Source organism: Vibrio sp. Y176, from assembly GCF_033438945.1.
This window is the reverse complement of record NZ_JAWOQS010000002.1, coordinates 488,429-495,402: the sequence shown is the minus strand read 5'-3', so window position 1 is coordinate 495,402 and position 6,974 is coordinate 488,429. Positions and strand designations below refer to the sequence as shown.

Below are 6,974 nucleotides of genomic sequence, written 5' to 3'. Positions count from 1 at the left end.
CTGTTTTAGCTTTTCTTCTACAACCGATAGGTTTTTCTTCGCGGCTTCAAAGTTAGGCTTTTCCTCTAGCAGTCTTTTATACAAATCAGCCGCATCTTCTAATTGACCATTTTGAGCGAGCGAGTTGGCGAGGTTATAGCGGCCGTTAAGGGAGGCATCATGAGAAAATGCTTCGATAGCGGCTTCGTAGTCACCTTTTTGATAACTGGCGGCTCCTTTCCAGCTTGGGTTTGTAAATAGGTTTTGCGCCTGTTCATACTCACCTTGCTTGTAGAGTTCCGCTCCTTGTTGGTCGGCATTTAAGAACGGATTAGCTTCTGCATGCGGTGTCCACGTTACTGGGGCTACACTCGCAACTACCATCCAAATCAGGCCGCGTCGAAACAGTAAAGCCGCAGGAAGAAGTAACAACGGCAGTAACCAAAAGCCACTGTTGAGACGAGAATCAGTTTTAACTTCTTCGCTTTGGGTCGCAGAAAGCTGGCTACCAATGTTATTAGTAAAGGCCGCGATATTTTCAACATCACGGTTGGTGTGCTGAATAGGAACAAATAGACCGCCAGTTTTATTCGCTAGCGTCTGTAGGTTTTTCAGGTTTGTTTTCGCTACGACGGTTGTGCCTTGTGCCGTTTTTAGCAGAGAGCCATCGGGCAGCGCGATAGGTGCACCGTTAGGAGTCCCGACGGCAAGAACAGAAATGCGAAACTTTGTACCTTGGACTAAATCTAACGCGCGAGACAGCTCTGACGTATCAAGATCATCCGCTAACACGATGATATCGCCTTGTTGCGTGCCGGCTTGAGAAAACTGGTTGATCGCAAGTTCAATCGCGGCAGGCAGGTTTGCTCCTTGAAAAGGCATCAGCTCTGGTGACAAATTTTCGATAATGCCCGCAAGCGTACTGGAATCAGTTGTCAGTGGACTTAAGTTATAGGCATCGCCAGCGTAAGCAATAAGTCCAGTGGCTCCCTCTTTCCATTTTGGCAGCAAATCGAGCGCCTTATAACGTGTTTGTGCTAGCCGATTGGGTTTGATGTCTGTAGCAAACATAGAGCGAGACATATCAAGTACCAAGATCCGGTTTTGGTTTAACTCAAAGCTTGGTCGAGCATTGGACTGCCAGCTTGGCCCCGCTAATGAAATGCAAGTTATTGCCCAAGCTAAACCCCATAGAGTGAAGTAATGCTTAGACTGCGTGTTTTGTCCGAGCATCCGCGATAGGTGAGGGGCAATCAGTGTGGACTTTTGGGCTCTAAATTTGTGATTAAGCAAGAGTGCTATAGGGATCACGATGAGCCCCAAAAGCCAATAAGGATTGAGGAAAATAAACTCAGCCATGTTTTCTCCTTAATAGGAATAACAATACCGATAATACAAATGCAGCGCTTAATGGATATGGAAACCATTCAGACTGTGGGCGCCAAGTTTGTGTGTCGCTAGATACGGGTTCTAGCTGGTTGATTGTGTCATAAATCTTTTCGAGCTCTTCCGTATCTCGCGCTCGAAAATATTGTCCACCTGTCACCTCTGCCACTTTAGTCAGTGTTTGTTCATCTAAGTCGGCTGCGGTGTTGACTTTGCGAGTCATGAAAAACTCTTTCACCATCATTTCACCAGCGCCCACGCCCACGGTGTAAATAGTGGCGTTGTATTTTTTCGCAATTTCCGCTGCTTTTAGCGGCTCGAGCACCCCTGCAGTATTGCTGCCGTCACTGAGCAAAATCATGACTCGTTGGGGAGCATCACTGTCTACAAAGGTTTTTGTGCCTAAACCAATACCATCACCAATGGCGGTTCGTTGACCAACCAAACCGATGACGGTTTGATTAATCTGTTGCATGACGCTTTTTCGGTCTGCAGTGAGTGGTGTTTGCAAATAAGCATGGTCGCCAAACAAAACAACTCCGAGACGGTCACCTTTTCTCTTTGCTACGAAATCAGACAGAACTTTTTTGACTGCTGTGAGGCGATCGATATATTCGCCGTTGAGTTCCATGTCTTCCTGCTGCATCGAACCGGACAGATCGACGACTAACATCAAGTCCCGATATTTGGGTTGGAATTCAACGGGATCACCAAACCAAACTGGACGCGCACAAGCGACGACAAGAAGGCCCCAGATCGCGATTGAAAGTGCTTTTTGCAGCGCTTGCTTAGGCTTGCTGCGATTCTCATTAGTTGGTAAGTACGCCAATTTGATCTCGGCTTGTTGAGATTCTTGTGGCAGAAACTTGTATACCAGCCAGGGGATGGGCAACAAAAACAGTGCCCACCACCAGACAAATTCAATGTTTAGCCATTGGGCAAGATCGGTTATGAGTGTTTGCTCAGTCACGGTTATTTGCCTTTTTCTTTGGTGGCAAAGCGTAGGTTATCCAAAAGACACAATCGTCTACCAAGCTTTGATGCTGCCCTTGGGAAGAATTCTGATACAACGCTTCTTGCCACTGATGTTGTTTGTCTACGAATCGACTTTCTTTGGTATGGCTATCGAGAAATTCATACCAAGCGATTCCAGTTAATGGTGCGATCTCTTCACGCGGAAAGTAACTCAATGCTGCCTGGCGCAATATTTCCAGAGCAGAGGAAGGGGTATGAGGCGCGGTAGGTTGAGTTAAAAGTGTTAATGCTGTCTTTTTTGCGCGTAAGTGTTTTTTACGCCATCTCACATAAAGACAAATGCCGAAAACGAACAGCAAGGTTGCTGCAAGCACCACCCACCATCCCCAAGCGAGCGGAAACCAATCCGGTGCGTTTGGCAAAATCAAAGGTTCAAGGTCTAGGCTTTGGTTGTTTGTTGTCATTATTATTACTGCTTAATAAATACTGCTTGTCAGTTTGTTAGCTTAATTGTGAAATTAAGGGCCAGCCACTTGATAGCGTGTTAAATGGAATTGCTATCGAATGGCACTGCTGCTTAATGGTTTCTTGATGTTGGGTAAAGTGGTTTTCGAGTTCTCTTCGTTGTCCTTTAGAGCCAAAGTTAAACCATTGACTATGCAGCCCATCCGAAGCTTTCACTTGACCTCTAAAGTCTGTTTCGCCTCTTTCTAACGGATCATAAAATTGAACAGCCCTTACGCTATTGTGTTGTTTGAGTCGACGTAGTTGTGCCAGTTCCGTTGGTATTACGTGGGCAAAATCACTGAGCATAATCAATTCGCTACCTTTTGGGGTGAGCGTATGAAGTGTCTCCAATACTTGTGCATACGGCAGTGTACGAGTGTCGTTGCTTGCAGTACGAGTTACTTGCGCATTATGTATGTCGACTATGGCGTTAAGAATCCGCAGCCCTTGTCTTTGTAAAGAAGAGGGGCGAAATTCAAGACATTGATGTCCGTCATCAATCACTGCGCCGATGCGATCTTTTTTAGCTAGAGTTAGCCAAATTAGAACACTGGCAAAGTGGGCCAATTGAACGGATTTGAGTACATACTTAGATCCAAAATGTAGACTAGAACTTAGATCAAGATAAAGAATGACCGCTTGCTCTTTATCTTCTGCAAACAACTTCGTATGTGCTTTACCGGTCCTAGCGGTGACTCGCCAATCAATGCTGCGAATATCGTCGCCAGGTTGATATTGGCGCACCTCCATAAAATCCATACCTCGCCCTTTTTGGCGACTGGTATGGTTACCACTCATCTGCGACCAGAGACTCTGTGCTGGTGGTAACCAACGTATAGATTGAGTGCGATATTGGAGCAGCTCTTCAAGGGTTAATGTCACCCCATTCGCATGAGGTGGTAATGAATGTGTAGCGGACATATCACTCACCTGTTTATGCACTGCCAACAAGTTTTAGCAGTTTATCGATGACCTGGTTTGCCGTAATGCCTTCCGCTTGAGCGTGGTAACTCAATAATAAACGGTGGCGCAGTACCGGATAAGCCATGGTTTGAACATCTTCCGGAGAGACAAAATCACGACCAGCAAGCCAAGCGTGCGCACGTGCACAGCGATCAAGAGCGATGGTGGCACGCGGACTCACACCCATTGACAACCACTTGTCCAACTCAGTGTCATATTCGTTGGCTTGACGTGTCGCCATAACTAAACGGACGATGTACTGCTCTATCGTTTCTGCCATATGAATATCCAACACTTCTTTACGTGCAGTGAATATATCTTGTTGGCTTAACATTGGGCGTTCAACCTTTACTTCGCCCTTTGCTTCTCCGCGGTTAATACGCAAGATAGATAGCTCATGCTCTGCATCTGGGTATTCCACTTCTAAATGCAATAAAAAGCGGTCTAGCTGCGCTTCAGGAAGGGGGTAGGTCCCTTCTTGCTCTATCGGGTTTTGAGTTGCCATAACCAAAAACAACTCTGGCAGCGGGTAGGTATGACGACCTGCTGTGACTTGTTTCTCTGCCATTGCTTCAAGCATTGCCGCTTGTACTTTGGCCGGTGCACGGTTTATCTCATCCGCAAGAATAAGCGAGTTGAAGATAGGACCTGACTGGAAAGTGAATTCTCCGGTTTCTGGACGGAAGATATCGGTGCCGGTTAAATCGGCTGGCAGCAAGTCAGGGGTGAACTGAATTCGGTGGAAGTCACCTTCAACACAGTCTGAGAGTGATTTTACTGCACGGGTTTTTGCTAACCCAGGAGGGCCTTCAACTAAAATATGCCCATCCGCAAGAAGCGCAACAAGCAGTTGCTTTACCAGATCTTGCTGTCCGATGATCTGCGACTCTAAGTATTGCTGAAGAGTTTCGAAGTTAGATTTATGCATGCTTTGGACTCTCGGTATCCATGTGATTTTCGTGTTGAGTATTGGTCATTTTCCATGTGAAAAAAGTTCCAATGCTCTATTGCAATTTATCTTTTCAATATTGGGACGCTACAGAGAATTGCAAGTACGTGCTATCTCTGAAAGTGCTTATTTGACAGTGTGTTACATTTATTTTTCATAATATAATGAGAAATGCCTCTAGTTTTGTACATATGAGCCGATAAAGATTCCGTGGTGTGCGTGTCATGAGATATGCACCTGATTCCCCTTGTGGGGCCAATAACAAGTGATTCTTTTAAAAGGTCCGAATATGTTGAAACTTCATTCCTTGAGCATCAAACAGAAGGTTGTACTTGGCATTACGTTTGCTGTTCTAGCATCAACAATCATTGTTGGTGTTATGGCTCAGCGTCATGCGAGAGATGTATTGAGCCATCGTCTTATTGACATCGAGCTACCTGCGATGTTGCAGCAAATCAATACCGAAATTGACCGCGAAGTTGTCGAAATGCAACAAGCGGCAAAACAGCTGGCTACAAACGAATTTATTGTTGAAGCCCTATCTAATACAGACCGTGATCCGTCAGTAGAAGTTCAGTTGGTTCAGCAGCTCAATAACGTTAAATCACAGTATGGTCTTAATGATGCGTCGGTAGCGAATCGTCAAACGGCATATTACTGGAATCAAAACGGATTCTTACGTCAACTTAACCGAACGCAAGATGCTTGGTTCTTTGGATTTACGTCGTCTGGTCAAGAAACGTCCGTGAGTGTGTTCCAAGAGGCAAATGGCGAAGTGAAAATGTTTGCCAATTTCCAAGATCTTAATGGTACATCAATGTCAGGTCTCTCTAAATCTATGGGAGACATGGTTGCTTTGCTCAATGGGTTTAAAATTGAAGATACGGGTTACGTGTTCCTCACTAATGAACAAGGCCAGATTCAAATACACCGCCAACAAGGTAAGAACCAAACTTCTATCACTAAACTATTTGGTAGTGACGCAAGTGCGCTGTTGAACAAAAATAGCTTCAACCTAATTAATGTGGAGTTTGAAGGGCAGGATACTTTTGTTTCTAGTTTGTATGTTCCTTCAATGAACTGGTTTGTTATTGGCGTGGTTCCCGTTGATGAAGTATTCGCAGACCTGAATGCGACAGCTAAAAAAATGCTGTTTACGACCATCATTGTTGCCGTTGTATTCATCCTCATGGGCGTATGGTTGGCAAACAGCATTACGAAACCAATCCGACTGATTGCCGATCGTTTTACCGACCTTGGGCAAGGTGAAGGCGATTTGGCGCAGCGTATTGAAATTAAGGGTAATGATGAAATTGCTCAGCTTTCAAAAGGCTTTAATGGATTTATTGAGAAGATTCATGCCACGATGAAAGAGGTTGCTTTAACCAGTGGCTCATTAAGTCAAGCGGCAGAAAGTGTGTCAACGAAAGCAACATCCACACACGACAACAGCCAAGAGCAGCGTGATCAAACCATTCAAGTAGTTGCAGCTATCAACCAAATGGGTGCGACCATCAGTGAAATTGCATCGAACGCTGCTACCGCTGCTGATACGGCAAATCAGGCTTCAGATAACACTCAAACTGGTCGAGAAGTTGTGATGAAAGCAAAAGAGGTGATCAGCCGCCTAGCCGATGATGTTGAAACAACCAATATTGTTGTTACGCAGTTGGCATCGACAACCAAAGATATTGGCTCGATTCTGGGTGTAATTCGTGACATCTCTGAACAAACGAATTTACTTGCGCTAAACGCTGCAATTGAAGCTGCTCGTGCTGGTGAGCAGGGACGTGGTTTTGCGGTTGTTGCTGATGAGGTAAGAAACCTAGCTTCACGCACGGCTGATTCTACAGAAGAGATTCAGCGCATGATCAATCAGCTTCAAAGTGACGCACAAGACGCGGTAAGTGCTATGGAAGCGGGCAAAGCGGTCACCATAGAAGGGGTTACTTCTACCGATGAAGCAGTCGAGGTATTAATCAGTATTTCTGAACGAATCACCGACATCTCTGATCGTAATACACAAGTTGCAACGGCGACGGAAGAGCAATCCACGGTGGTGCATACCATTAATCAAAATATCGAAGAAATCAACGCGATAAATGAAATGACAACCGCGACAGCAGAAGAGTTGGCGGATGCAAGTCGCGATCTTCAAGCGCTCTCTTCTCGTTTGGACAAGATGGTTGGTAGCTTCAAGTTATAGAGTTGGATA

At 45.3% G+C, this 6,974-nt stretch carries 6 protein-coding genes; 1 reads left to right on the top strand and 5 read right to left on the bottom strand.

Translation table 11 applies throughout. The features are described 5' to 3' along the window. From R7O13_RS06400 to R7O13_RS06380, 5 genes are all read right to left on the bottom strand, one after another. Positions 1-1,338, bottom strand: a 1,338-nt coding sequence (locus tag R7O13_RS06400; RefSeq protein ID WP_318303322.1) for a VWA domain-containing protein, incomplete at its 3' end; no start/stop codon positions are given. After that, entirely contained in the window at positions 1,331-2,335 is a 1,005-nt protein-coding gene (locus R7O13_RS06395; RefSeq protein ID WP_318122849.1) for a vWA domain-containing protein, read from the bottom strand. The genes R7O13_RS06400 and R7O13_RS06395, both read right to left, overlap by 8 nt. Further along, positions 2,328-2,804, bottom strand: a complete 477-nt coding sequence (locus tag R7O13_RS06390; protein ID WP_017821862.1) for a DUF4381 domain-containing protein — start codon at positions 2,802-2,804, stop codon at positions 2,328-2,330. Before R7O13_RS06390 ends, R7O13_RS06395 begins: the two co-directional genes overlap by 8 nt. Positions 2,805-2,841: 37 nt before the next feature. Continuing rightward, positions 2,842-3,768, bottom strand: a complete 927-nt coding sequence (locus tag R7O13_RS06385; RefSeq protein ID WP_318303318.1) for a DUF58 domain-containing protein — start codon at positions 3,766-3,768, stop codon at positions 2,842-2,844. Positions 3,769-3,781: 13 nt separating this feature from the next. Beyond that, positions 3,782-4,738 (bottom strand): MoxR family ATPase, encoded by a 957-nt coding sequence (locus R7O13_RS06380; protein WP_318303317.1) that lies wholly within the window; start codon positions 4,736-4,738, stop codon positions 3,782-3,784. Between the two features lie 310 nt (positions 4,739-5,048). Between R7O13_RS06380 and R7O13_RS06375 the strand changes: the two genes are divergently transcribed. Further along, positions 5,049-6,965: a methyl-accepting chemotaxis protein gene (locus tag R7O13_RS06375; RefSeq protein WP_017821859.1), complete on the top strand. Its 1,917-nt coding sequence runs from the start codon at positions 5,049-5,051 to the stop codon at positions 6,963-6,965. Positions 6,966-6,974: the final 9 nt, after the last annotated feature.